The organism is Mesorhizobium sp. WSM1386 (genome assembly GCF_055901595.1).
In genome coordinates, this window is the sequence record NZ_CM148373.1 from 2,649,715 (window position 1) to 2,674,142 (window position 24,428).

Sequence of the window (24,428 nt, forward strand, 5' to 3'; positions counted from 1 at the left end):
GTGGATATTTCGGGCGGCCTACTCGCCCGAAACGCCGCGGCTTATCGGCGAAATGAACGGCGTGCTCCATGTCCCGCCGACGAAGAAGGACGACTGGTTGGGGCCTTGCTGGCCATTCGCCTGCGTGGCGGCCTGGTCCGGCTGGATGACGCCGCCGGAGAGTGCCAGTCCGCGCCCGGCGTAGGAGGCGATCCCGGAAAGCCAGATCTTGTATTTCGCCGAATTGGCCTCGGCCTTGTCCAGCCTCGCCACGCCTCTCGAAATGGTTGCCTTCACTTCGGCGCCGTCGATCGGCAAGGTCCCGTCCGAAACATCATCGAGTGCGAAGAAGCCACCTTGTTCGGTATGCTTGAGAAAGGCCGGCAGGTTGAACTTGCTGAGCGCGCCGGGGCCGAAGGTCGCCGAGACCGAGCCATCGGAGTTTTCAAAGATCGAATCCCAGGTCCTGCCCGGTCCCTTCAGGATGACCGAAACCGTACCCGTGCCGACCGGCACCAGCCGGGTCATCCCGGCAGCCGTAGCGAACGCGCCGCCGTCGACATCGGACGCGAGCAGCCGGATTTCGACCTGGGTGCCCTCGGGCTTGCGGTCGAAACGAAGGCTGGTCTGAATGTTGCCGCCAAAGGCCGAGGCGTCGGAGATGTCGAAGACGGAAAGACCATCCTTGACCTGGGCAGTGGCGGCGACATCGGCAAGCTGGATGGCGCCCGCCGTGGCATGCGCCGCAGACAGCCTGAGATCGAGGTTGATCCGATCGGCAAAACTTGTCTCGACGTCACCCGGTCCGGCTCCGCTCGCCGGTCCCAGCGGCGTGAAGGCGGACAGGAATGACCTGAGGTCGAGTGTGTCGAAGGCAAGCGTGCCCGAAATCACCGGCTGCGCGTCGCCAAGCGACAGGTCCAGCGCGCCCATACCGGGGTTGTTGTCCAGCGCCAGTGCGGTGTTCTCGAACTTGATGCGCCCGGCCGACGCGGTGACCTTGCTCGAAATGCTGACCGAGCCGATCGCCGCGCTCGGCGCGATGCCAGCCTGTGTCCATTCCAGCACGCGGCGCAGCGAGGGAGCCGCGAATTTCACTTGGCCGTCGAAATAGGCATTCTCGGACATGCTGGCCGTGCCGTCGAAGGAGAAGGTGGCGGGCGCGGCCTTCAATGACAGGGTAAGCGGCGCCATGCCGCCGGCAAACAGCACCAGCGGCTTCGCCGAGGCGGCGTCGACGGTCACGCTTTCGCCGCGCCAGATTCCGGTTGCCGACAGCGTCGCATTGCTGTTCATCGCCGCCCAGGTCGCCTGGCCGCTGAGGCTGCTCAGGATCTCCACGTCCTTGCCGTTGACGGATGCCACCATGCGGCCGTCCCTGAACTCCACCGTGCCGAACGTGTCGGTCGGCAGCTTGTCGAGATCGGGCTTGGCGGGATCGGCACTGACCACGCCGCGCGCCGCGTCGATGGAGCGTGCAATGCGGCCGCCGGTCGGCGCCGTGGGCAGGAACAGGCCGTCCGCCGACCGTTGCATCCGGATCGTCGGCCGCACCAGCCGTGCCGTGGAAAACTCCACATCGCCGCGCAATGCCGCCATGGCCGAGAGGTCGACCTCGACCCGTTCGGCCTCGACGACCGGCGGCGCATCGGTGTCCGTCCACTTCGACAGCGTCACATCGGTCAGGATCGCACGGAAATTCGGCCAGACCTCGATGCGCGGCGAGCCATCGATGGCGACGCGAAAGCCGCTCCATGCGCTCATTTCCCAAGCGATGCGGTCGCGCACGATGCGCGTCGAGGCGATCAGCGGCAGGGCAGCGACCACGAGAGCGATGACGATCACGGCAGCGCCGATCGCCCATACTCCGCGGCGGATGAAGGATGACGGCATATCGCCCTGTATGCTTCCGTTCCGACAAAAATCGTCCAGTCGTCACTACGACTTAGGGCCGAGGCATTTCAAGTCTTTATGGCCCGGCGATGGCATTTGCGCACACTTGCCCGCATCGGCCGAACAAAATCTTGCTCTGCTGCGCTGCGATATGCATAAGCGGTGTCGACCCTGGGAGGATCGATCATGGCCGCCGAAGTACCGCTCTGGACCCCGACGCAAGACCAGATCGATGCCGCGCCCTTGACCGCTTTCATGAAGGCCGCGGAGGCGAAAGCCGGCGCAGCTTTTTCTTCGTATTCCGAGCTTCACCGCTGGTCGGTCGAGGACCGCGAGGCATTCTGGAACCTGGTGTGGGATTTTTCCGGCATTGTCGGCGAAAAGGGCGAGCGCGTCTTGGTCGACGGCGAAAAGATGCCCGGCGCATCGTTCTTTCCCGATGCGACGTTGAACTTCGCCGAGAACCTGTTGAAGAAGACCGGCGCGGGCGAAGCAATCGTGTTTCGCGGCGAGGACAAGGTCGAACGGCGGCTGTCCTGGAGCGAACTGCATGGCCTGGTCTCGCGCCTGCAGCAGCTTTTCCTGTCGCTCAAGGTGAAGAAGGGCGACCGCATTGCCGCGATGATGCCCAACATGCCGGAGACCATTGCCGCCATGCTGGCCGCGGCCTCGATCGGTGCCGTCTGGTCTTCCTGCTCCCCCGATTTCGGCGAACAGGGCGTGCTCGACCGCTTCGGCCAGATCGAACCTGTCGTCTTCATCGCGCCCGACGGCTATTGGTACAATGGGAAGGCGATCGAGGTCGCCGACAAGATCGCGGCGGTCGCGGCCAGGCTCGGCACCGTCCGCAAGGTCCTGGTCGTCGACTACCTCGGCACCTCTGCCGATGTGGCCGCGACCATCGACAAGGCCGTGGCGATGGAAGAGGCGCTCTCGCCCTTCGCCGTCAAGCCCGTCACCTTCGAGCCGCTGCCGTTTTCGCATCCGCTCTACATCCTGTTTTCGTCCGGAACCACCGGCGTTCCCAAATGCATCGTCCATTCGGCCGGCGGTACGCTGATCCAGCATGTCAAGGAACACCGGCTGCATGCCGGCCTCATCGACGGCGATCGCTTCTTCTATTTCACCACCTGCGGCTGGATGATGTGGAACTGGCTGGTGTCGGGCCTCGCTTCGGGCGCGACGCTGCTGCTCTATGACGGCTCGCCTTTCTACCCCGACGGCAACGCGCTGTTCGATTTCGCCGATGCCGAGAAGATGACCTTCTTCGGCACCTCGGCCAAGTTCATCGATTCCGTGCGCAAGGCCGGTCTCAAGCCGATCCGCAGCCATGATCTGTCGACGGTGCGGGCGATCTCCTCCACCGGCTCGCCGCTGTCGCCCGAGGATTTTCGCTTCGTCTATGACGGCATCAAGAAGGACGTGCACCTGGCTTCGGTTTCCGGCGGTACCGACATCGTCTCCTGTTTCGTGCTCGGCGTGCCCATCGAACCCGTCTGGAGCGGCGAGATCCAGGGGCCTGGCCTTGGCCTGGCCGTCGATGTCTGGGACGATGACGGCAGGCCGATCCGCCAGGAGAAGGGCGAACTGGTCTGCACCAAGGCTTTTCCGGCGATGCCGATCGGCTTCTGGAACGATCCCGAGGGCAAGAAATACCGGTCCGCCTATTTCGAGCGTTTCGACAATGTCTGGTGCCATGGCGACTTCGCCGAATGGACCGGCCATGGCGGCATGATCATCCATGGCCGCTCGGACGCCACGCTCAACCCGGGCGGCGTGCGGATCGGAACGGCGGAGATCTACAACCAGGTCGAGCAGATGCCGGAGATACTGGAGGCACTGTGCATCGGCCAGGATTTCGACAATGACGTGCGGGTCGTGCTGTTCGTGCGCCTGGCAGCCGGCGTGCAGCTCGACGAGGAACTCGAAAAACGCATCCGCGCCAAGATCCGCAGCGGCGCGAGCCCGCGCCACGTGCCGGCCAGGATCGTCGCGGTGTCGGACATTCCCCGCACCAAATCTGGCAAGATCACCGAGCTCGCGGTACGCGACGTGGTCCATGGCCGCGTCATCAAGAACAAGGAAGCGCTCGCCAACCCCGAGGCGCTGGAGCTGTTCCGCGACCTGCCGCAGCTGGCCGAGTGACCGCAAGCGGCATGGTTAACCAAATATGTCGTGCGAATTTACCTAGATTTCACGAGTGGTACACATTCGTAAATTTTCCGCGGCGCCGGTAAGGACTTGTTAAGGCCCGGCGTCGATAGTCGCATGTAACTTGAGGGAGAAATCCCGTTCCTCAGCCCCCGGAGGATCTGAATTCGCTCAAGCCCCGTTGTGACAGCAATTCCATCTCTAAGGCGTCCTTTGGGCGCCTTTTCTTTTTGCCGGAATTGGCTGCTGGCTGCCCGACCTTCTGGCTGCCCGACCTGTTATTCCGCGAGCACCCTGGTCGAGGGGAAAGCGACCTCGACAAGCGTTCCTTCTCCCGGCGTCGAATTGATGGTGAACCGGGCGCGGTTCGCCTCCACCATGGCCTTGGTCAGCGGCAGGCCAAGTCCGGTGCCGTCGCCACGCCCGCGCTTCAGGGCGTTGATCTGCTTGAACGGCTTCAACGCCTGCTCGATCTCGGCCTGGCTCATGCCGATGCCTGTGTCGCGCACCCGCATGACGACGTCGCCCGAGGTCTCATAGGCGGTCGAGACGATCACCTGGCCGCCCGCCTGGGTATAGCGGATAGCGTTGGACAGGATGTTGAGCGCGATCTGGCGCACGCTGCGCAAATCGGCCACCACTTCCGGCAGCCGCGAGGCGAAGCTGGAGCGGATGATGACGCGCTCGCGGTTGGCCTGCGGCTGCATCATCGCCACCGTCTCGGCCAGCGTGTCGTTGAGCGACACCGCCTCATAGGCCATCTCCTGCTGGCCGGCCTCGATCTTGGAGATGTCGAGCAGGTCGTTGACCAGATCCAGCACATGGTTGCCCGAGCGGTTGATGTCGCGCAAATAGTCGCGGTAGCGATCATTGGCGACAGGCCCGAACTTCTCGTCGACCATCAACTCGGAAAACCCGATGATGGCGTTGAGCGGCGTGCGGATCTCGTGGCTGATGCGGGCGAGGAAATCGGTCTTCTGGGAGGAGGCGCGTTCGGCCACCGCACGCGCCTGGGTGAGATCCTCCTCCGCCCGCTTCCACTGCGTGATGTCGCGCACCACGGCGCAGAAGCCGCTGTCGTTGGGCAGTCGGCCGATGGTCATGAACAGCGGGATGAAGCGACCCTGTGCCTCGCGCCCGATGACCTCGCGGCCGTCATTCAGGACGCTCGCCACGCCCGGTTCGGACAGTCCGGTGAGATAGTCGCGCGCCGCCCGCTGGCTTTCGATGGCAAACAGCGATGCGAACGGTTTGCCGGTCACCTCGTCGCTGTCGAAACCGAACAGCGCTTCGGCCGGGCGGCTGATCGAGCGGATGGTGCCGTCAGTGCCGATCAGCACGACGCCGTCGGTGGCGGTATCGATGATGGTGCGCATTTCGGCGATGCGCGCCTTGAGTTCGGAAATGTCGGGCTGTGTAGGCTCATCGCCGACCACATGCAGGGCACCAGGCGCCTCATCCTCGCCGGAACGGCGCACGACCAGCATCAGTGCCTTGCCGTCGCGCCAGGGAACGGAGCGCAGGATGGCGTCGATCGGAAATTCCTGTCCATCGCGCGTCCTCAGCCGCAGCGCCCGATCGCTGCCGTCGGAGACGCCGTCCTCTGCGTAAGGGTCGGCAAACAGCGCGCCCAGGCCACCGGCATCCTCGAGATCGTCGAGCGCGGCGTAGCCGGTCAGGTTCAGGAACTCCTCGTTCGCATAGTGCAATTGGTCGCCCGAATGAATGAGCAGCGGCACTGGCAGCTTGCCGAGCAGCAAGGTATCCGGAGCCTTGCTCTCGTCGCCGACGGAAAATGCAGACGGCGTGAACCCTTCGGCCTTGAGCGGTGGCACTTGCAAGCGCGGCCGCTCGGTGCGGGCCTCTGCCCCGTCACTGGCCGCCTGCACGTCGGGCGCGGCGCCTTCCTCGCTACCGGCCCAATCCTCATTGTCCTCGGCGTCGCGAAAATCGGCTGACGTCATGCTGTCGTCGTCGACAGGCTCATGCGTCGTATCTGCGCCAACCGGTTCGGTCTCTGTCGCGTTGGGCTCGGCGCTCTCCGGTTCCGCCGCTGCCGGTTCGGAGACGGCAGGCTCGTCATTGTCAGCGACAGGGCCGGGTTCGTCGCTCCGGCCGGCATAGTCGAGCAGCGAGCCGGTTGCACCGGGCGAGGTGTCGCCTTCCGCACGAACCGCTTCGTCCACGCCGTCGAGCCGCGCAAGATCCGCTTCGTCCTCGGCATCGACTTCGGTCTCGGAGAGCTCGGCCAGGACCGCGTCGCCTTGGGACTCTGTCGTCGGGTGTTCGCCGGTATCCTTCGGCTCTTCGGACGGCGTTGCGGTGTCTGCCTCCGAAACCCCGCCGGTCGCATCGGCTGGAGCGTTCGTCTTCACGGCCGGCGCCTGTGCTTCCGCCACGGGTTCGGTGGGCGCCGGTGCTTCGACGCCGGGCTTTTCAGCCTCCGGCGGCTCGGCCGTCGAACTGTCCTTCTTCAGCCGTTCGCCGATCTCGCGAAACGCACTGCGTTCCAGGGTCGATAGCCCCTTGTCGTTGACCGGCTGCCGGTGTTCAGCCAGCCGGATTACCTTGTCGGCAAAGCGCCGCTCCGGTTTCGGCACGATGGTCAGCGCCGGTACCTCGCCCTTGAACGGATCCGCCTTCGGTTCGCCGGCTGTCGGCTCTTCGGCGGCAGGTTCGACGGCTTCTGGCGCCGCCGGAGCCTTGCCGTTGGGCACAAGCGCTATGCCGATCGCTTCGGGATCGACGACGGCGTCACTGGGGCGGGCAACGCCGAAGCCGCGGAAGCCTTCGAAAGCGCGGCTGCGGGCATAAACAGGCAAAGCCGCGAGGTCGACGGGGATCTTCAGGTCGGTGCCGACGACCGGCCACAGCGCGGTGCGGCCGGACCAGGTGTCGCGCCGCTCCAGAAGGCCGGCGATCTCGCCGGACGCATCGAGGCCGAAGGCCGCCGCGACATCCCTGAAGCGCCGGCCGATCACATCTGCGGCCGGCTGGCCGACGATATCGGCGAATTCCGGTGACAGCGTGCTGAATTTGCCTTCGGCGTCGGTGCGCCAGACGAAACGCATCGGCGCTGCCGAGCGGTCTATCGTCCTGGCGGCCGAGGTTGCGGTCGGGCCAGACTGCGAGGTTGACTGGATACCGTCCGCTCCGCTTTTTTCGACGGCAGCGTCAGCGGCGGTCTGTCCAGGCACGGTTTCCGGGTCGGGCGCCCCGGGCGCGGGCCGCCCATCGTCCTCGTCGGCATTGAAGTACCAGTGGTCGTGCTGCGACGGCGTTCCGCCGGTCGGCGGCTGGTCGCTGTTTGCCGCGACCGGTGTCTGCGCGGCCGTTTCCGCGCTCTCCCGCGCTGCCGGTTCCACGATGTCTTCAGCGGCGGCTCCGGCAGGGACGGGTTCTTGGCCCACCGTCTCTGCCTGTGGCTCTGCCGCCGGCTCGTTGTCGAGTTCGGGTTGGGATTGCACGGCGGCGCCAGCGGCCACCCCATCGGAGCGATCGTCCGCCGGCGCTCCTTCGATGGCCCCGCTCTCCTCCATTTGATCTTCGTCGATCACCACCAGGAGATGACGCTCCGGCGTCAGCCGGGCGAGGCCGGCCGGGTAGGATGTCTTGCCGCCCGGAACGAGGCGCTTGACGATGCGCTCGCTCTCGGCGGCCACGTCGGCCACCAGAGCCGCCAGCGTCTCGGGCTGGATGCCGAGCGCCGCAAAGCCCTCGGACGCTGCCTCGACCTTGCCTTCGGCATCGATGAAGGCAATGAAATGACCGTCTTCGGTAAACCCACTGATCGCTCGATTGGCGATTTCGGCGGTGCTGCGCGAACCCGTCTGGGCCGCCGGCACCGCCAGCATGATCGCCTTCTCGTCATCGGGCAGCGTCACGGCGCTGGCGAGGAAGCCGGCGGCGCGGCTGGTCATTCCGGTTGCCAGCCGGACCGTGATGGCACGGTCGCTGCCGATCTCGGGAAAGCCGCTGGTCGCCATGATCTGGCGGCGGGCGATCAGCGGCAGCCGCGCCGACGCACCGATGATGGCTTCGATGTCGGGATAGCCGAACGCCGCGGCACCCGGCCCATTGGCCCAGATCACCTGTTCCAGATCCACCGACAGGATCGCGATCGCGTCGCCGGCGGCGAACCGCTGGCGGACCGCGTCGAGCACGGCGACATCGAGGAAGGAGTATTCGGACGGCATGCGCTTGGCGAACCCTCACGGAGCGGCGAAATTTGCAGTTAACGCTTTGTTAATAAAAGCCGCAGGCGCGAAGGTCCACAAGCCAGAACGTGCAAAGGTTGGAATTTGGGCTTTTGGTTAACGGCGGAAAACAATTTTTTTGTGCACTGCAACAAAGATATTGCAATGCACAAAAATTGCCTTTATATTGCCATCATACATGAACGAGACGGCTTTCTGTCAAAGCCGCTGCCGCTGAAAAGGATGGAAAATGTCCAGGACCAAGACCGCCGAGACGATCGAAAACGTTGAATTCCCGAGCTTCGACGCTTCCAAGGCCACCGACCAGATCCGCGCTTTCGCCGAAAAGGGCGTTGAGCAGTCGAAAGAGGCCTATGCCAAGCTGAAGACCGGCGCCGAGGAAACACAGAAGGCTCTGGAGTCCACCTACGAGACCGCCAAGACTGTTTCCGGCGACCTCTCGCTCAAGACCATCGCGGCGCTGCGCGCCAATGCCGAAGCCGGCTTCTCGCATCTCGAAGCCCTGATCGGCGCCAAGTCGCTGTCGGAAGTCGTCGAGCTGCAGACCGCTTTCCTGCGCAAGCGCGTCGAAATGACCGTCGAGCAGGCCAAGGACTTCCAGGCTGTTGCCTCCAAGGCGGCCGAAGACGTCTCCAAGCCGATCAAGACCGCCTTCGAGAAGGCCGTGAAGGACATTAAGGCTGCCTAATATTTGCGCTTGGTTGAAAGATGCAACAAAAGGTCGCGTTTTCTTCAAGCCCATAAAGCGTATGATGACAGCCATCAACGAATACCCGGCGAGTGGAACCTCCTCCCTCTGCTTCCCGGGGTGACCAGCCAGCACCTCCTCCCGCTGGCTCGTAACAGGAAAAGGCCGGCACCTCCTCCCGCCGGCCTTTTTCTTTGCCCGGCGAAACCAGCGTCGTTGCGGCGAGATGTGGGGAACTGCCCTTTGCTTTCCAAAAGCCTTGAATTAGAATCCATAAGCCCGTAAGGACGCATCGCCGAACGACAGAGCAGATCGCCGGGACTTCCCACCTCGATCTGCTCAGGCAAACGTGCCGTTGTAGCTCAGATGGTTAGAGCGCCGGATTGTGGATCCGGAGGTCGCTGGTTCGATCCCAGCCAACGGTACCATCGGCTTTTTCACAAGGCCTTGATCTTCTTCGGGCGAACTCAATCGCTCCCGGAAACCGTCGCACCCATGTGATGCGGCACATTGCCGGCATCGCGGTCGCCGTGCCCGACGGCGAGCTCGAGATCGTGCCGAGGCAGTTATGCGCCATCAATCTGCCGGCCGGCCATTGACGGAGTGCCGGCGTCCGCCGGACAGGCCGTGCTTCCGGCATGCCGCACCGCAGAATGCGGCATGCCGGTGTGCGACCAATGCATGTCGCCCAAAAGTGACCCGGTTTTCAGCGCGACGCGCTCTAATAGGTTGTCCGCCCGCCCGACAGATCGAAGGTCGAGGCCGTGGTGAAGCTGTTCTCCTTGGAGATGAGCCAGGCGACCATGGTCGCGGCCTCGTCGACCTTCCAGCAGGCGGCCGCGCGGGATACGCGAGTGCATGTATTCAATGCGCTCGGCCGTCAGTTGTTCGAGGATGCGCGTCTGCGCGGTGGCCGGCGAGATGCAGTTGACCGCGATGTCGTACTGGGCCAGTTCGTTGCCGAGCGACTTGGTCATGCCGATGACGGCGGCCATAACCGAGCGCTTCCGACTTGGTGCGCCCGCCGGGCGGGCCGCCTCAACCGAGCAGGTCGGCCGCGACTTCGAGCGTGTTGCGGAACGACGTCTCGATATGGTGTTCCATCGCTTGCGCTGCCCCCTCGGCGTCATGGCGCTTGAGCGCGTCGAGGATGGCCTCGTGCTGCTCGATCGTCTGTTCGCCAAAGCCGGGCTTGGGAATGGCGAGGTAACGGCCGCGATCCATCTGCGCCTTGGAGATGTCGACGGCGCGCCAGATCATCGGCAGGCCGCAGATCTCGGCGATGGTGCGGTGGAAGACATCGTCGAGTTGTATCGCGGTGGCATATCGGCCGCGCGATATGGCAAGCCGATGCGCCGCCATATTGTCTTCAAGCAGTTCGGCCGATGCCGGTGTCAGCTTGACGGCCGCGCGCCGCGCGCTCTCCATCTCCAGCGCCCGACGGATGACATAGGCTTCTTCTAGGTCGGCGCGGCTGATCGGCGCGACATAGGTGCCGGTCTGCGCCAGGATCTTGACGAGACCCTCGTCGCTGATGCGCTTGACGGCTTCCCGCACCGGAGTGCGTGAGACCCCGAGGGCTTCGGCGATCGCCACCTCGTTGATCACTTCCCCCGGCTTCATCTGCCCGACGACGATCAGGTTGCGGATCTTCTGATAGATCTGGTCGCGGAGCGGCAGAGCCCGATTGAGGGTCGAAGGATCCAGGTCCATGGCAAATCCGTGGCTTCGTTCACCAGAAATGATCAGATTATACTAGAATGTAAATCGCGCTGCATCCAATGCGAGCCGTGGTTCGTCGACGATGGAAGGGGTTGCGCAGTCGCAATAGTCGGTATCCGCAGTGAGGAATTCGACCCGCAAGGGAAGGCTTGAACGGAGCCGCATGCCGAGAGGCGAGGATTCTTGCCGAAGGCGGATCGCGCTCAGCCGGGCCGCCTGCTCCGTCTTCCGCGGCGACTTGCGTGATTTGGCTGCTTAGCCGGGTGTGGCGGATCCAGGATGCAGCCGACGAGGGTCGCATCTGCAAAGGTTCGCGCCGCGGACATTCAATCGAAGAAGCCGGCGTCCTCTTCCTTGAGATGTCTCTTCGCGCCCACGGCATCGATGTCGAGGCCCAATCCGGGGGCCTCGAGCAGGTCGATCATCGAGTCCTTCACGATCTGCGTCGGCAGGCCAACAACGATATCCTCCCACCAGGGATCGGAGGCGCTGGGATATTCGAAGGCGATATAGTTGGCGGGCAGTGTGGCGCAGACGTTGATCAGCGCGCCGAGGCCCAGCAGACCGTTTGCCGTGCCATGCGGCGCCATCATGATCGAATGCATGTAGGCATGCTCGGCCACCCATTTGAGCTCGGCGATGCCGCCGATATCGGCGGGGTCCGGGCCGATGACGCGGACCGCCTGTGTTTCGATCAGTTCCTTGAAATTATGGCGCAGGTAGATCTGCTCTCCCGTGTGGATGGGGGTGGAAGTGGATGTCGTGAGTTCGCGGTAGGCCTGCGGATTGACCCATGGCACGTAGTCGCCCGTCAGCATGTCCTCGAGCCACATCAGATTGTATTTCTCCACCGCCTGCGCGAAGCGGATTGCGTCCGGCAGGAACCAGCCGGGGCCGCAATCCAGGGCAAGGGAGACCTTGTCGCCGAGCACCTCTTTCATGGCGATGACGCATTCGACCATGTGCGCCATGCCGCGCTCGCTGATTTGGCCCTGGTCCATAGCGCCGTGATAGGTCGGCGGCTGGCGCACGCCATAGTGGAAGTCGGGGATGCTGGTCTTCATGTTGGAGTGAAAGGAGATGCCTTGCTTGACCATGAAGAAGTTTTCCGGCCGCTCCATCATCCATTTGACGTCGGCCGCGTAGTCCTCGGGTCTGTCCCCGGTGCGCTTCTTGCGGATGGAGCCATTATAGACCCGGACCTTGTCACGCACCTTGCCACCGAGCAGCTTATAGACCGGAACGCCTGCCGCCTTGCCGGCGATGTCCCAGAGCGCGTGCTCGATGGCGCTGACGGCAGCGCCGTAGGGCTTGAACGAACCGCGCTGGCGGATCTTCAGCATGCAGCGTTCGACATCGGTCGGGTCTTCACCGATCAGCGCCTCGCGAAAATGCAGGACCCAGGGCTTGAGATAGGGCTTAGTGTATTCAGCCTCGCCCAGGCCATGGAGGCCTTCGTCGGTCACGATGCGGACGATGGGGTGCTTGCCGATGACGGCGCACCGGAGATCGGTGATCTTCATGACGTCCTCTATTTCACCGACGAGAAGGCGGTTGGCGCGAGAAACTGGCTGGAAATATTGGCCAGGATCGGGCCATCGCGCTCGGACTCGTCGCGGACCTTGAGCCATGCCGGATCGGTGGTGAAGGCCTTCCATTTCACCTCGCGCTCGGCAAGGGATTCCCAGGCGACGAAATAGGTCAGTCGATTGCTGCTTTCGCCGACCACCGTGGTGAAGAACCCGGCCTGGCGGATGCCGTGCTTATCCCACAGTGCCAAGGTATGGTCGTTGAAACGCTTGAGCAGCGCCGGCAACTGGCCCGGCAGGCAGTCGTAAATGCGAAGTTCGTAGATCATGGTCGATCCTTGTGTTCACCTCTCCCTCCTGGAAGAGGTGTAGAGTCAGCTCCAGGTCCGATCCCAGGAGTATTCGTCATCCCAGTGATCGGTCGGCTGCCAGATACCTTTGATGCCTTCCTGCAGGTGCTGGCTGATCACTTCGTCGACCACGTCGTCGATGCCCAGCCCCGGTTTGTCCGGCACGCTGATGAACCCGTCCTTGACCAGCGGTTTGGGCAGGCCCGTGACGATATCGTCCCACCAGTCCACCTCGACGCTGTGATATTCGAGCGCCATGAAGTTTTCCGTGGCCACCGCGACATGCGCGGCGGCCATTGCGGCGATCGGGCTTTCCGCCATGTGGATGGCCATGGCGACGCCATGGTCCTGCGCCGCGTCGCCGATCTTCTTGGTCTCGAGGATGCCGCCCGAGGTCAGCAGGTCCGGATGGATGACCGAGATGCCCGCCTTGAGCAGCGGCTCGAAGCCTTCCTTGAGGTAGATGTCCTCGCCCGTGCAGATCGGCACCGAAGTCGCCTGCTGCAGCTGCCGATACTGCTCGGTGTACTGCCAGGGGATCACGTCCTCGAGCCAGGCTGGGGCATATTTCTCGATCCGCCGGGCGAGACGGATGCCGTCCTGCAGCGAAATGTGGCCGACATGGTCGATGGCGAGCGGGATTTCGTAGCCGATCACCTCGCGGACCTCGTGGATATATCGGTCGAGTAGGTCGATGCCCTTTTCGGTGAAGTGGAGGCCGGTGAAGGGATGCTGCACGTTCTGCGCGTCATAGGCGGCGTTGCGCGCCCGGCGCTCGTCCAGCGTGCGTGCCCGGCCGCGAGCGGCGTGCCCGCGGAAACCATCGAGCACGCCAGCCGGCGCGACCACCGCGCCTGGGATGTGGGAGATCTGCGTCAGCCCGAGGTCCATCTTGAGGAAGGTAAAACCGAGATCCATCCGCGCCTTGAGCCGCTTGCCGGTCTCGGTGCCACTGGGCTTCTCCGCGTCGGTATCGCAATAGACACGCACCTTGTCGCGGAACCGTCCCCCGAGCATCTGGTAGATCGGCACGCCATAGGCCTTGCCGGCAAGGTCCCAAAGCGCGATCTCGACCGCCGAGACACCGCCGCCCTGCCGCCCGTGGCCGCCAAATTGCTTGATGCGACGGAACAGCCGGTCGATGTCGCAGGGGTTCTCGCCCAGCAGCCGGCTCTTGAGCATCAGCGCATAGGTCGCGCTGGCGCCGTCGCGCACTTCGCCCAGGCCGACAATGCCCTGATTGGTGTAGATCTTGATGAGCGCCGAAGTGAACGGCGCGCCGACGATCTCGGCGACGCGCAGGTCGGTGATGCGCAGGTCGGAGGGTTTGGAGTTCGTGTTGACCCAATTGAGAGCCTCGCCGGCTCGGTCCGTCTTTGGCATGACTTGTCCTCATTCTGGTCGGGGCTTGTCGCCCCAAACGCTGGCCGGCATGAAGCCTTGCTAGCTCAGCTCAATCTCATGGGCCTGCAAGTAGTCGCGGTTCATCTCGACACCGAGGCCAGGCTTCGCCGTCAGCTTGAGGCTGCCGTTCGAAACGTCGAGCGGTCTGTCGATGAGATGATCGTATTTGCCCAGGTTCCACTCCGACGTTTCGAGCTTATAGAAATTGGGAACGGTCATCATCACCTGCGCTCCCGCGACCACGTTGATCGGGCCCGCGGCGTCATGTGGCGAGACCGGGATGTAGTAGGCCTCGCAGAGGGCTGAAATCTTTTTGAGCTCGGTAATGCCGCCAGTCCAGGTGACATCCGGCATGATGTAGTCGGCGAGCCTGTTCTCGAGTACCGGCACGAAATCCCATTTCGTGTGGCCGCGCTCGCCCCATGAGATAGCAGCACTGACCTTCTCACGCACCTGCTTGAGGGCGTTCAGGCTCTCGGGCGGGCAAGGCTCCTCAAACCAGTCGATCTGGCCGGCTTCCTCGAGGCTCCGACACAGGCGAATGGCGGTGGGGACATCGAAGCGGCCATGCGCATCGATGAGGATGTCGACGTCAGGACCGGCCGTTTCGCGGATCAGCGCCGTAAGTTCGGCCGCTTCGCGCTCGTCCTTGCGGGTCATGCTGCCGTCGAGATAGCCGTCCCGCTGTTCACGCGCCAAGCCATCGGCGGTCCGACCCTGGTGGGGGAATGGATCGAACTTTAGCCCGGTATGTCCGGATTCGACGATGTCCAGGATTTCGCGGACCACCGCGTCCTTGCTGGTGAACTTGGCCTGGTTGGGATGAGTGTAGAGAGCGATTTCATCACGCACCGGCCCGCCCAGCAACTCGTAGATCGGTTTGCCCAAGTCTTTGCCCCGGATGTCCCATAGCGCTATGTCGATGGCGCTCACGCATTCGACGGCGGCGCCGCGGCTGCCCATATAGGTGAAGCTGCGGAAAATCTTGTGCCAGAGATGCTCGATACGCGCAGGATCCTCGCCTGTCATGGCGACACCGATCTGCCGCAGGATCGTGCAAAGAGCGCGGTTGGCGAGGCTTGTCGTGGTGGTGATTTCTCCCCAGCCACTTACCCCTTCGTCGGTCGTTACCTCGACGAACAGGTACTCTCCCCAATAGGAAGCATCGGACTTGATCAGCCACGGCCGAACGCTGGTGATTTTCATCTCAACTCCCTTGTCTGAAATGTCAGGGCACGATGTTCTGGACTTGAGCTCTCGTCCTATCCGGCCCGAGCGGCGTTGCGCGCACGCATCTGTTCGAGAACATGCCGGCCGGAACCCTCGACATGGCGGGAGACGAGTTCGGCCGCCTTGTCGGCTTCTCCCGCCTTCACCAGCGCAATGAGTTCGCGGTGCTCGCGCATGATTGCGGCCCGCCGGGCGAGCGTGAAATTGAAACGCCTGCTCACGGCTCGCAGCACTTCGCGATGCTTCCACCAAAGCTCGGCGGCATGGCGGTTGTAGTGCCGCTGGTACATCACGGTGTGGAAGGCGGTATCCAGCTCGCTGTGCCTGAACGTGTCGGCGAAGTTGTTCTCTTCGATCAGGCCCTGGAGACGTTCGAGTTCGGCGATGTCCTCACCGGTGGCCATATTCACAAACCATCGCGTCAGCGCCGGCTCGATCAAGACACCGATCTCGTAGATATCGCGGACAAAATCCTGATCTATGGGTCGCACGCGCGCCCCGCGGTTGGCGACAAAGGTGACAAAGCCCTCTCCACGCAACAGCTGCAGCGCCTCGCGCACGGGATTGGTCGAAGTCCCGTGGCGCCGGGCGAGATCGGTGACCACAAGCCGTTCGTTGGCGGCGAGCCGTCCCTCGATGATGTCTTCCCTGATCCGCTCATAAAGCGAGGCGCCCTCGCTGGAGGCCCCGATGGGATCGATCCCATCGGGTGGCATGGCTTTGAAATCAGCTATTTCGGCCAAGGCCGGCTCCTCAGGTCAATACATTCTTTGCCGGATATCACACACGGCTTTCACAAACAATGTACGATCCTGTGCGTTGACAGACAATCAACGATCTGAAAACGTACTAAATGGTCGAGAGGGTACACCCGTGCCGAAAAAGGGCATCCTCGCGATCGCAGGGCGGAGAACCAGGGAGGATACCTATGACGAGAATTACGCTCGGCAGTGCGATCCTGCGCGGCACTGTCGTCGGTGTTTTGACGGCATCGCTGATGTCCACATCGGCGCTTGGTGCGCCGCCGGTCGACCTGAGCAAGTGGTCGCCGGAGTATGTGCGCTCGATTGCAGGCACACAGGAGTTCGACACCGCCGCCGATTGCGGCAAGGTCACCCCGCTCGATTACAAGGGACGACTGACGTTCTGGTATCAGGGCGTCTTCGAGGGCGACCCCGACCTTCTGCGCCAGTACTACAAGGATTTCTTCGCGACCTTCCGCAAGACCTACCCGAACATCCAGCTTGAGGATCAGGCGCTCACCTATAACGATCTCCTGGACAAGTTCCGCACGGCGCTCCTTGGCAATGCAGCGCCAATGGCGGTCCGCTTGCAGATCCTGGGTGGCACCGAGTTCGCCTCGAAGGGCTATCTGGAGCCGCTCAAGCCCGAGGATGTCGGATATTCGACCGAGGATTTCTGGCCCGGCGCCATGAAAGCCGTGACCTGGGACGGCGTGACCTACGGCATCCCAACCAACAATGAAACCATGGCGTTCATCTGGAATGCCGACATTTTCAAGCGCGCGGGTCTCGATCCGGACAAGGCTCCGGCAACCTGGGACGACGTCGTGAAGTATTCCAAGCAGATCCACGACAAGCTCGGCATCGCCGGTTACGGCCTCGTGGCTCGCAAGAATGCCGGCAATACCCCGTACCGCTTCATGCCTCAGTTGTGGGCTTATGGCGGCGGCGTATTCGACGAAACCTCGCCGAACCCGACCTATAAGCAGATCGAACTCGACAGCCCGCAGAGCAAGGCCGCGCTGCAAGCCTCTTACGACATGTATGTCCGCGACAAGTCGGTTCCGGTTTCGGCGCTCACCAACCAACAGGCCGACAACCAGCCGCTGTTCCTCGCCGGCCAGCTCGGCATGATGATCTCGCACCCGTCCGATTACAATGTCATGCTCGATCTGCAGGCGAAGGCGACGGGCGCCGACAAGGACAAGGCGCAGACCGTCATCGACAATATGCGCTACGGGCTGATTCCGACCGGTCCCGACGGCAAGCGCGCCGTCGTGTTCGGCGGCTCGAACATCCACATCCTGAAGCCCGAATATGTCGAGGGCGGCAAGGTTGACGAACCGGCTGCGAAGGCCATCATCTGCATGTGGACCAGTCCCGAATGGTCACTGAAAATGGCCTATGCGGGTTCGAACCCGGGCAACCTTAACGGCTTCAAGACCAAATGGATGAAGGAGCGTCTGGACAGCATCAAGTTCCTCGACGTCACGACCTCCATGCTGCCATACGGCATCCCGTTCCCGGCGCTGCCGCAATCTCCCGAGATCATGAACATCATCGTCCCGGACATGCTCCAAAATGCCCTCACCGGAGCAATGACCGTCGACCAGGCAGCCGACGACGCGGCCAAGAAGGTGAAAGACCTGATGGGCGGCGGACTCTAGCCGAAGCCTGACCTGCGATCTTGCCGGTTGCGCCCGGAGCGCAACCGGTTCTTTCCGAAAACAAGGGCCCGCCAAAGTGACGATCGTGACCGGCAAGACCGGGGCTCGCGGGAGATTGCGACCCCTGCTGCGCAAGATTTGGGAGCATCGCGCCGACTACGCGTACGTGCTTCCCGCGATTGCCGTCATGCTGATCGTCATCGCCTATCCGATCTACTACACGATCGAACTGTCGTTCTTCAACACGCCGCCTGGCCTGCAGCTCCGCGACAAGATCTTCATCGGCGTCGACAACTACACCGCCATCCTCACCAGCCCGGTGTTCTGGAAGGTCACCTCGAACACCCTTATCTGGACACTGGCATCCACCTTCCTCTCCTTTGTCCTGGGATTTGGCTGCGCGCTGGCCCTGCATCGCGACTTCATCGGTCGGGGGGTGCTGCGCGCTATCCTGATCATTCCCTGGGTCATCAGCGCCGTCGCCGCGTCCTACATCTGGAAGTGGATCTACCATTCGGACTTTGGGATCATCGGCGCCGTGCTGGTCGGCCTCGGATGGGCCGACCGGCCGCCGAATTTCATCGACAGCGTCAGCACGGTGCTGCCCTCCCTGATCGTCGTCAATATCTGGCGGGAGTTCCCGTTCGCCATGATCATGATGATGGCCGGTCTGCAGACCGTCCCGGACCAGTTGCTGCGCGCTGCGAAGGTCGACGGAGCCAGCGCATGGCAGCGCTTCTGGCACGTCACCTTCCCGCACCTTAGAAACGTCTCGACGGTGACGATCCTTCTGCTGGCAGTCGCCAACTTCAATTCCTTCATCATCCCCTGGATCATGACCGGCGGCGGGCCGTCGAACGCGTCGCACATCTGGATCACGCACATTTATGAGCTCGCCTTCGGCCGGCAGCGCTGGGGCGTCGCATCGGCCTACTCGGTGCTCCTGTTTTTCATTCTGATGACGCTCGGCTACTTTTACGTCCGCGCGCTAAGCGGAAACGACCGGAAGGATGAGGGCGCATGAGCACGATTGCCGAGACAGCCGCTCGAGGCCAGACCCGTCGCCGCATACGCGTCGACGGATGGCGGTGGAGCGGGCGCATCTTCCTCGCCTTCATGCTGCTCTACACCGCATTGCCGATGATCTGGATGCTGATCACCTCGATCAAGTCCGGCTTCGCGGCGATGCAATTCCCGCCGCAATGGTGGCCGGACGAGCCTACCCTCGCCAGCTACCAGAAGCTGCTCGATCCGCAGAACAGTGTCGGCCAGGACTTCCTCCGCTTCTTCTGGAACAGCCTTTACGTCTCCACTGCCACGACCGTCCTTTCGGTGATCGTGGCGGTTCCCGCGGCCTACGCCTTTTCGCGCTTCACCTTCCCGGGCCGGAACTTCCTGTTCTTCGCCGTCTTGCTTCGCAACATGTTCCCGGCGGTGATCTTTCTGGTGCCGCTCTTCATCCTCATGCGCGCGATCGGGCTGGTGAACACGCATGGCTCGTTAATTCTCACCTACCTCACATTCGGACTGCCGTTGGCGATCTGGCTGCTCAAGGGCTTCTACGACAACATCCCGGTGCAGCTCGAGCAGGCGGCGCGCATCGACGGAGCGACGCGGTTCCAGGCGTTCATCCTGATCGTGATGCCACTCTCGGCACCAGGGATCATCGCCACCGCGATCTATTCCTTCATCGGCGCGTGGAACGAGTACATCTACGCCTACACCTTCCTCTCCAAGAACGAGCAGTTGACCCTGCCTGTCGGCATCCAGCGCTTCTTCTCGGAGAACACGACCGACTTTCCGGGTCTGATGGCGGCCAGCTTCATGATGAGTGTTCCCGTCGTGGTGCTGTTCCTCGTCCTGCAACGATACTTCGTACGCGCCCTTACAGAAGGCGCCGTCAAGCACTAGGAGTTGCCGATGGCCCACGTGGTCCTCAAAGATCTCGTCAAGACGTATGGCAGCTTCAAAGCCGTCAACGATGTTTCGCTGACGGTCAATGACGGCGAGTTCGTTGCACTCGTCGGCCCTTCAGGCTGCGGCAAGACGACCACGCTCAATCTCGTCGCCGGGCTGATCCCGGTCACATCCGGCGACATCGTCATCGGGGACCGGGTGGTCAACGACCTCGATCCCAAGGACCGCGACATCGCGATGGTGTTCCAGAACTACGCGCTCTACCCGCAGAAATCGGTCTACAAGAACCTGGCGTTCCCGCTGCAGATGCGCCGATTGCCCAAGGACGAGATCGACAGGAAGGTCAAGGAAGCCGCGCGCGTGCTCGACATGACGCAACTGCTCGAGCGCAAGCCGCGCGAACTTTCGGGCGGGCAGCAGCAGCGCGTGGCCCTGGGCCGCGCCCTCGTTCGAGATCCTGCGGTGTTCCTGATGGACGAACCGCTCTCCAACCTCGACGCCAAGCTGCGCGTGCAGATGCGGTCGGAGATCAAGCGCTTCCACCAGGATCTCAAGGCGACGATCGTCTATGTGACGCACGACCAGCTCGAGGCCGTGACCATGGCAGACAGGATGGCGGTGATGAACGGCGGATACCTGCAACAATACGATTCACCGGCGCAAGTTTTCGCACATCCAGCCAATATGTTCGTCGCGAGCTTCGTTGGCAGCCCTGCGATGAGCCTTATTCCACTGCAGGCATCGACGGCCAATGGCGACACCGTCCTTTCGAGCGCTGAGGGCTGGAGCCTTGAGCTGTCGCAACCCAACGCGCGCAAGGTCCAGGGAGCGACTAGCAGGAAGGTCGTTCTCGGTGCGCGACACTCGACCATCAAGCTGCACAAGAGCGCGGTCCACGGAGCCATTCCGGCCAAGGCCTATACGGTGGAACCAACCGGAGACATCACCTTCGTGCAGGCGTTTCTCTCCGGTGCCATCGTCAACATCAGCGTGTCGCCCAACATCGCCGTCACACCCGACGAGCAGATCTGGCTCGAGTTCGATCAGGAGCGCATTCACCTGTTCGATGGCGAAACGGAGATGGCCCTCGAGGGCAACTGAGAGGGTGGGTTCATTGGGTGGGGCTGGATGACCGAGAAGTTTAAGATCACCGCGATCAAGCCCTATCCAGTGTGGGTCGGGACGCGCAACCAGATGCTGGTCAAGGTCGAGACCGATCAAGGCATCTTCGGCTGGGGCGAGAGCGGCTTGAGCGGTCGCGAGAAGGCAGTGGCCGGCGCGATCGAGCACTATCGCGAGTTTCTCATCGGCCGCGATCCGATGCAGGTCGGGCGGATCTGGCAGGAGGTTTATCGCAGCCAGTACTTCGAAGGCGGCCGCGTTCTGCAGGCAGCGATTTCCGCTATCGACATCGCCCTTCACGACATCAAGGGCAAGGCCCTGGGGGTGCCGGTCTACGAGCTGCTGGGCGGCAAGCAGCGCGACCGCGTCCCCACCTTCGCCTCGACCGGTGACGAGGCCGAGGGCGATGCTGCCATCGAGCGAGCCCGCGAACTCTGCGCACAGGGTTGGCAGGCGATCCGCTTCTTCCCCGTAGGGCAAAGCAGCAAGGATATCTTCGAGCCGCGCGAGTCGATCGGGGCTACCGCGCATATGCTGAACAGAGCGCGCGAGGCGCTGGGCGGCGATGTCGTCCTCGGCATCGACTATCACCATCGGCTGTCGGTGGCCGAGGCGGCGAGCTTCTGCAACAAGCTCGGCCGCGGCGTGCTTGATTTCCTCGAGGAGCCGATACGGGCCGAGACGCCGGAGGCCTACGAATCCCTGCGCACCATGACCGACGTCCCCTTTGCCATCGGCGAGGAATTTGCCAGCAAATGGGATTTCCTGCCCTACATCGAGCGCGGCATCCACCAGTTCAACCGGATCGATGTCTGCAATGTCGGCGGGCTCACCGAGGCGATGAAAGTCGCCGGCTGGAGCGAGGCGCATTATGTGGACCTGATGCCGCACAATCCGCTTGGTCCGGTGTGCACCGCCGCGACCGTGCATCTCGCCGCCGCGGTGCCTAACTTCGCGTGGCTCGAGACCAGGGTGCCCGAAAGAGAGCTGGGCTTCGACAATTCCGATTTCTTCCCCGTTCAACCACGGCTCGACGGCCCGGATTATCCGGTCGGCGATCTGCCAGGGCTCGGCATCGAAGTCAACGAAGCGGCGGTCCAGGCGCAGAGCCTGCGCTTCTGGGAAGCGCCTCACCTCAAGCGCCGCGATGGTTCTGTCACGAACTGGTAATTCCCTGCAAACGGAGTCCGACAATGACGCATACTCCCGACATCACGAGGCCGCCCAAGGACCTGATCGACGCGCTAAGGGAGATCGGCGCCGCGACGGTTGCCGGCACGCTTGGCCACATGGGCTTCCGCAATCCGCACATGGTCGGTCCGGTGGCGCAGAACCACGGGAAGTCGATCGTCGGGCCGGCGCTGACGCTGCAATTCCTGCCGCAGCGGCCGGACCTTTTCAACGAGGGAGAATATGCCGATCCGGAGACGCAATTGCACCGGCACGTGCTCTATCACGCGCAGGAGGGTGATGTGGTCGTGGTCGACGCGCGCGGCGACATGAGTTCGGGCGTCTTCGGCGATATGATGTCGACCTATTTCAAGGGCAGGGGCGGAGCCGGCATCGTCATCGATGGGTGCATGCGCGACAGGCCCAATGTCGAGAAGCTCGATCTGCCCCTATGGCTGCGCGGCTGGACGCCCAACTATCATGTGCAGACCAGCATCTATCCTAATGCCGTCAATGTTCCGATTGCCTGCGGCGGCGTCACGGTGCTCCCCGGCGACATCATTATCGCCGACGATGACGGGGCGGTGGTGCTTCCTGTCGCAATGGCCGCAAAGGTGATCGAAGAATCACGGAAGCATCACGACTGGGAGGAGTTCTCACGAATGAAGCTGATGCAGGGTGCTCCGCTGCAGCGCTACTACCCACTGCATGACGATGCCCGAGGCGAATATGAGGAGTGGCGCAAAACCAGTCGCCCGGCGGATTGACCTTGGAATCCGGCATGGGCTGCTATCGGGGCCGCGCCACTCGACGGGAACGACGAGCGCCCCGGCTGAGATCGGCGACTGGGAATCGATCGGCCATATAAGGCGCGCCCATATCTCGATGAGCTTTCGCGATGCGCGGGCGACATCACCGATTTCGACAAGCTACGTGATCAGCGGTACATGATCCCCGCACCGGTCAGCGATCGATCTCCCCAAACACGATGTCCAGCGATCCGATGATCGCTGCAACGTCGGCGATCATGTGTCCGCGGGACAGGAAATCCATCGCCTGCAGATGCGCAAAGGACGGCGCGCGGATCTTGCACCGATAGGGAACATTGCTGCCGTTCGAAACCAGGTAGACGCCGAACTCGCCTTTCGGAGCCTCGACCGCGGCGTAGACTTCTCCGGCCGGCACATGAAGCCCTTCAGTATAAAGTTTGAAATGCTGGATGGTCGCTTCCATCGACCGTTTCATCGTGGCGCGCCGCGGCGGCGTGATCTTCCGGTTCGGGACGGCCACGGGCCCTTGGCCTTCCGGTGACCGCAATTTATCCAGGCATTGTTTCATGATCCGGACCGACTGACGCATTTCCTCCATGCGAACGAGGTAGCGGTCATAGCAGTCTCCATTCTTGCCGACGGGAATGTCGAAATCCATTTCGGGATAACATTCGTACGGCTGTGCCTTGCGCAGGTCCCATGACGCTCCAGATCCACGCACCATCACACCGGAAAAACCCCAGGCCCAGGCATCTTCCAGCCCGATCGCGCCGACATCGACATTGCGTTGCTTGAAAATACGGCTGCCGGTGAGCAAATCGTCGAGATTGTCGCAGACCTTGAGGAATGGGTCGCAGAAAGCCTGGATATCGTCCAGCAGCTTTGGCGGCAGGTCCTGGTGCACGCCGCCGATCCTGAAGTAGTTCGCATGCATGCGGGCGCCGGAGGCACGCTCGTAAAAGACCATCAGCTTCTCGCGCTCCGCAAACCCCCAGAGCGGTGGGGTCAGCGCTCCAATGTCCATGGCTTGGGTCGTGACGTTGAGGAGATGCGACAGAAGCCGGCCTATTTCACAAAACAGGACGCGGATGAGCTGTCCGCGCCTGGGCACCGATATTTCGAGCAATTTCTCGGCTGCAAGGCAGAAGGCATGCTCCTGGTTCATCGGCGCGACATAGTCGAGCCGGTCGAAATAGGGCAGGGCCTGCAGATAGTTCTTGTACTCGATCAGTTTCTCGGTGCCGCGGTGAAGGAGCCCGATATGCGGATCGGCGCGATCGACGATCTCGCCATCGAGTTCGAGCACCAATCGAAGAACGCCGTGGGCGGAAGGATGCTGCGGTCCGAAATTGATGGTGAAGTTGCGAACGGCGGCTTCGGCCATGACGGCTCTCTGCAAGTGCGTTTACTGGCAAGTGCGTTTGTTGGTTCGCAGCGTGATCCTGTCGGCGCGCCGCTCAAGTCGTCGTCTGGATGATCAGCGTCAAAGTGCCATCGCCATCGATGTTTGCCGCGACGACCTGCGAGGAGTTGAGCCCGTTCGCCCTCAATGCCGAGCTCGCCTGAGGCGAAGCGTCGATGGAGTTTTGCAGCCGAAGCAAGTCTTGCGCACTGGTCTGATTGATCACGGCATCCGCCTGCGCCTTGATTTCTGCAGGCAAATCCTCAACCGCGACAACGGCGACGCCGGTAAAATTCAAATCAGGAGAGCCTTGATCGGGCAGCGTCTGCTCCGGTTGGACTTCCCCCTGCGGTGACGTCATCTGGGGGAGCTGCGGGGCGATGGTTTGCCCATGGATGGGCTGAGTGATGACCGCCCCGGAAAGTGCGATGGCTATCGTCAAAATCCGCATGGTCGCTCCTTCATCCTCTCGAG

At 62.6% G+C, this 24,428-nt stretch carries 18 protein-coding genes, 1 tRNA gene and 1 pseudogene; 9 read left to right on the top strand and 11 right to left on the bottom strand.

The annotated features are described in order from the left end of the window. Nucleotides 1-18 precede the first annotated feature (18 nt). The gene (locus tag AC0NIH_RS12955; RefSeq protein ID WP_473461481.1) at nt 19-1,872 is read right to left on the bottom strand and encodes an AsmA family protein; all 1,854 of its coding nucleotides are present in this window, start codon (nt 1,870-1,872) and stop codon (nt 19-21) included. 186 nt (nt 1,873-2,058) lie between these two features. Between AC0NIH_RS12955 and AC0NIH_RS12960 the strand changes: the two genes are divergently transcribed. Beyond that, a complete protein-coding gene (locus tag AC0NIH_RS12960) occupies nt 2,059-4,017 on the top strand; it encodes an acetoacetate--CoA ligase (protein ID WP_473461484.1) in 1,959 nt (652 codons plus the stop codon). 284 nt (nt 4,018-4,301) lie between these two features. Here AC0NIH_RS12960 and AC0NIH_RS12965 read toward each other — a convergent pair whose 3' ends face one another. Then, complete coding sequence (locus AC0NIH_RS12965; protein WP_473461486.1) at nt 4,302-8,219, bottom strand: PAS domain S-box protein; 3,918 nt, start codon at nt 8,217-8,219, stop codon at nt 4,302-4,304. Between the two features lie 250 nt (nt 8,220-8,469). Here AC0NIH_RS12965 and AC0NIH_RS12970 point away from each other — a divergent pair, with 250 nt between their 5' ends. Together AC0NIH_RS12970 and AC0NIH_RS12975 are read left to right on the top strand one after the other, a co-directional pair. Continuing rightward, complete coding sequence (locus tag AC0NIH_RS12970) at nt 8,470-8,928, top strand: phasin (RefSeq protein ID WP_013893743.1); 459 nt, start codon at nt 8,470-8,472, stop codon at nt 8,926-8,928. A gap of 351 nt (nt 8,929-9,279) precedes the next feature. Further along, nucleotides 9,280-9,356: transfer RNA gene (locus tag AC0NIH_RS12975), tRNA-His, on the top strand. Between the two features lie 293 nt (nt 9,357-9,649). On the opposite strand, the pseudogene AC0NIH_RS12980 reads toward AC0NIH_RS12975, so the two are convergent. The 7 genes and pseudogenes from AC0NIH_RS12980 to AC0NIH_RS13010 all read right to left on the bottom strand — a co-directional run. Next, nucleotides 9,650-9,920, bottom strand: a pseudogene (locus AC0NIH_RS12980) (SDR family oxidoreductase); the annotation flags it as partial. 46 nt (nt 9,921-9,966) lie between these two features. Then, nucleotides 9,967-10,641, bottom strand: coding sequence for a GntR family transcriptional regulator (locus AC0NIH_RS12985; RefSeq protein ID WP_473461489.1), 675 nt, complete (start codon nt 10,639-10,641; stop codon nt 9,967-9,969). A gap of 335 nt (nt 10,642-10,976) precedes the next feature. After that, the gene (locus AC0NIH_RS12990; protein WP_473461491.1) at nt 10,977-12,173 is read right to left on the bottom strand and encodes a mandelate racemase/muconate lactonizing enzyme family protein; all 1,197 of its coding nucleotides are present in this window, start codon (nt 12,171-12,173) and stop codon (nt 10,977-10,979) included. A gap of 8 nt (nt 12,174-12,181) precedes the next feature. Further along, nucleotides 12,182-12,508 (bottom strand): NIPSNAP family protein, encoded by a 327-nt coding sequence (locus tag AC0NIH_RS12995; RefSeq protein WP_023767759.1) that lies wholly within the window; start codon nt 12,506-12,508, stop codon nt 12,182-12,184. Nucleotides 12,509-12,553: 45 nt separating this feature from the next. Next, on the bottom strand, nt 12,554-13,912 hold the full coding sequence (locus AC0NIH_RS13000) for a mandelate racemase/muconate lactonizing enzyme family protein (protein WP_473461494.1): 1,359 nt from the start codon (nt 13,910-13,912) through the stop codon (nt 12,554-12,556). A gap of 60 nt (nt 13,913-13,972) precedes the next feature. Beyond that, nucleotides 13,973-15,139 carry a mandelate racemase/muconate lactonizing enzyme family protein gene (locus AC0NIH_RS13005; RefSeq protein ID WP_473461497.1) on the bottom strand — a complete coding sequence of 389 codons (1,167 nt, stop codon included), beginning with the start codon at nt 15,137-15,139 and terminating at the stop codon, nt 13,973-13,975. Between the two features lie 56 nt (nt 15,140-15,195). Further along, nucleotides 15,196-15,906, bottom strand: a complete 711-nt coding sequence (locus tag AC0NIH_RS13010; RefSeq protein ID WP_023767762.1) for a GntR family transcriptional regulator — start codon at nt 15,904-15,906, stop codon at nt 15,196-15,198. Between the two features lie 185 nt (nt 15,907-16,091). On the opposite strand from AC0NIH_RS13010, the gene AC0NIH_RS13015 reads away from it, so the two are divergent. The 6 genes from AC0NIH_RS13015 to AC0NIH_RS13040 all read left to right on the top strand — a co-directional run bounded on the left by AC0NIH_RS13015 (nt 16,092) and on the right by AC0NIH_RS13040 (nt 22,549). After that, a complete protein-coding gene (locus AC0NIH_RS13015; RefSeq protein ID WP_473461500.1) occupies nt 16,092-17,573 on the top strand; it encodes an ABC transporter substrate-binding protein in 1,482 nt (493 codons plus the stop codon). Between the two features lie 76 nt (nt 17,574-17,649). Continuing rightward, nucleotides 17,650-18,597 (top strand): carbohydrate ABC transporter permease, encoded by a 948-nt coding sequence (locus AC0NIH_RS13020; RefSeq protein WP_473461503.1) that lies wholly within the window; start codon nt 17,650-17,652, stop codon nt 18,595-18,597. Further along, nucleotides 18,594-19,484: a carbohydrate ABC transporter permease gene (locus AC0NIH_RS13025; protein ID WP_287274872.1), complete on the top strand. Its 891-nt coding sequence runs from the start codon at nt 18,594-18,596 to the stop codon at nt 19,482-19,484. Before AC0NIH_RS13020 ends, AC0NIH_RS13025 begins: the two co-directional genes overlap by 4 nt. A 9-nt stretch (nt 19,485-19,493) precedes the next feature. Next, nucleotides 19,494-20,591 (top strand): ABC transporter ATP-binding protein, encoded by a 1,098-nt coding sequence (locus AC0NIH_RS13030; protein WP_023767766.1) that lies wholly within the window; start codon nt 19,494-19,496, stop codon nt 20,589-20,591. A 27-nt stretch (nt 20,592-20,618) separates the two neighbouring features. Then, a complete protein-coding gene (locus AC0NIH_RS13035) occupies nt 20,619-21,782 on the top strand; it encodes a mandelate racemase/muconate lactonizing enzyme family protein (RefSeq protein WP_473461507.1) in 1,164 nt (387 codons plus the stop codon). A 23-nt stretch (nt 21,783-21,805) separates the two neighbouring features. Continuing rightward, complete coding sequence (locus tag AC0NIH_RS13040) at nt 21,806-22,549, top strand: ribonuclease activity regulator RraA (protein WP_473461509.1); 744 nt, start codon at nt 21,806-21,808, stop codon at nt 22,547-22,549. Between the two features lie 196 nt (nt 22,550-22,745). On the opposite strand, the gene AC0NIH_RS13045 is transcribed toward AC0NIH_RS13040, so the two are convergent. Together AC0NIH_RS13045 and AC0NIH_RS13050 are read right to left on the bottom strand one after the other, a co-directional pair. Continuing rightward, nucleotides 22,746-23,936, bottom strand: coding sequence for an NADH-quinone oxidoreductase subunit D (locus tag AC0NIH_RS13045; RefSeq protein WP_023767769.1), 1,191 nt, complete (start codon nt 23,934-23,936; stop codon nt 22,746-22,748). 73 nt (nt 23,937-24,009) lie between these two features. Beyond that, nucleotides 24,010-24,405 carry a hypothetical protein gene (locus AC0NIH_RS13050; protein WP_473461512.1) on the bottom strand — a complete coding sequence of 132 codons (396 nt, stop codon included), beginning with the start codon at nt 24,403-24,405 and terminating at the stop codon, nt 24,010-24,012. Between the last annotated feature and the right edge of the window lie 23 nt (nt 24,406-24,428).